The organism is Actinomadura sp., from assembly GCF_044508335.1.
In the GTDB taxonomy this organism is placed as follows: Bacteria; Actinomycetota; Actinomycetes; order Streptosporangiales; family Streptosporangiaceae; genus Spirillospora.
In genome coordinates, this window is record NZ_JBIQHY010000160.1 from 1 (window position 1) to 2,225 (window position 2,225).

Annotated in this window: 1 protein-coding gene; it reads right to left on the bottom strand. The window is 75.5% G+C overall.

Annotated elements, in window-relative coordinates:
• On the bottom strand, nucleotides 1–1,927 hold a 1,927-nt coding region (locus ACIWVC_RS32110; protein ID WP_396454990.1), incomplete at its 3' end, for a cupredoxin domain-containing protein.
• Nucleotides 1,928–2,225: the final 298 nt, after the last annotated feature.

Sequence of the window (2,225 nt, forward strand, 5' to 3'; positions counted from 1 at the left end):
GCCCCATCGCGGTGTCATTGACCAGCGTGATGGTGAACACATCCCCCACCCGGCCGCGCAGCACCGGCCCGGGCACGCTGCCGCCGAACGTCCACATCGTCTGCCGCACCCCGGGCGCGACCTCCAGCACCCGGTCGGTGGCGTGCAACTCCAGCCGGTGCTCCTTACCGCCGGGCGCGGGCTTGAGCGCAGCATCGAACGGCTTCCAGCCGGGCGAGGGATCGGCCGCCATGTCCAGTTGGCCGGTGCCCATCGCCTCATGCCCCATCGTGGAGGGGGCCGCGGACGGGGCGGTGGAGGGGGCGGTGGTGGGGGCGTGGGCCGCGTGCGCATCCGACGCGGTGGTCTTGATCTGCATGGTCATGCCGGCCGCGCGGTGACCCGGCACGGTGCACCACCCGTCGATGGTGCCGGTCACCGACGGCACCGTCAGCGTCGCCGACTCCCCCTTGCCCAGCATCGGCGTCGCCTGCCCCGACTCCAGCCGCAGATCATGCTGCATCGCGTCCTTGTTGGTCACCCGCAACACCAGCCGCGTCCCCGGCGCCGCCTCGATCGTCTCCGGGGAGATGCGCATGTTGACCAGGCTCACCTCCACCACCCGCGTCCCCGACGCGGCCACCGTCTGGGAGGACGAGGACGAGTCGCCGCCCGCCGTCAGCCCGACGGCCAGGGCGGTGAGGAGGACGCCGGCGGTGACGCCCGCGACGACCGGGGACGGCCGGTGCGTGCGGAGGATCGTCGCGACCGCCAGCAGGACGAACGCGGCCAGCGCGGCGAGGACGACGATCCATCCGGCGCGGTCCGCCCATTCCGGGACCGGGAGGACGAGCAGCGGCACGGCGGCGTTGATCGCCACGACGCGCGCCGCCCAGACCCGCTCGATCACCGCCGAGTTGGCCTTCAACGCCCCCGGTCCCCCGCCGAGGACGACGGGCAGCAAGAACGTCAGGGCGCCCAGAAGCGTCTGCCCGACGAACCCGACCAGTACCAGCGGGAGCAGCCCGGAGAGACTCTGCCGCGCCGCGTCCGCGATCAGCGCGACGGCGAACCAGGACGTCCCGGCGGCGAGCATCCAGGACGCGGGTGTATGCGGGCGCCGCTGCCGCAGCGTCTGGACGAAGGGGACGAGAGCCAGACCAGCGGCACCCGCATACACCAGGAGACCTGCGACAACGACCCACCGCAGGTCTGCGAGGAGCCCGCCGACCGCGAGCGCGAGCCCCGGCACGGCGGCGCGCAGCGACCAGCGCGCGATCTGCCCCACCCCGTCCACCATCCGGGTGCGCAGCACGGTCGGCCACAGCGTGAACAGCGTGCCGAGCACGGCGAGCCCGACCCAGCCCAGCAGGTTGACCTGCGCGTGCGCGGCGTGCAGGCGCTCGTGCCAGCCGGCGGGCACGCGCCCGGACGCCATGAGCCCGCCCAGCGTCCCGCCCGTGATCAGCGCGGCCCCGGCCCACAGGTACCAGGCGACGACGTGCGCGAACCGCCCGCCCAGGGCGCCCCGCCCCCGCAGGCCCAGCACGGCGACGTGCGCGGCGACGACGCCCACGACACCGGCCGCCCCGCCGACGGCGAGCCCGGCGTATCCCTCGGAGACCCCGCACAGCACGGCGGCGATCCCGGCGTTCAGCACCGCCAGCCGCGTCACCGGCCACCAGTCGGGCGGGGCGGGGACGCGCAGCAGCGCCGACGCGAAGTGCTCCGTCCACGTCACGATCGCGTTGGTGACCGCGCCGAGCAGGAACAGGTGGATCAGCAGCCACCGCGGCATCGGCAGGTCATGCCGGACGAGCGCGGCGACGACGGTCAGCGCCAGCCAGGCCAGCACGACCCCGTTCGCGATGGCGTGCCAGCTGGACCGTGACCGGCGCGGCGCCGGGGGCGGACCACCCACCTTCGGACGTACTCCGAGGGTCGTCATGTCCGTTCCTTTCCGCCCGGTCCGGGCGCAAGCTCTCCGGTGGCGTCCCCCGCCGCGGCCTCCCCGTCCGGCCCCGGCGCGTCCTCCCGGTCGGGCTCCGGCACGACCTCGCCGTCCGGCCCCGGCGCGGCTTCCCCGTCCGGCCCCGGCGCGGCTTCCCCGTCCGGCTTCGGCGCGGCCTTCTCATCCGGCCCCGGCGCGGCCTCCCCCGCCGAACCTGCCGCGCCCGCCGAACCTGCCGAACCTGCCGCCGGCCCTCCGGCCGGGCGCGGCGCCTCACGCCTGACCAGGCGGGATG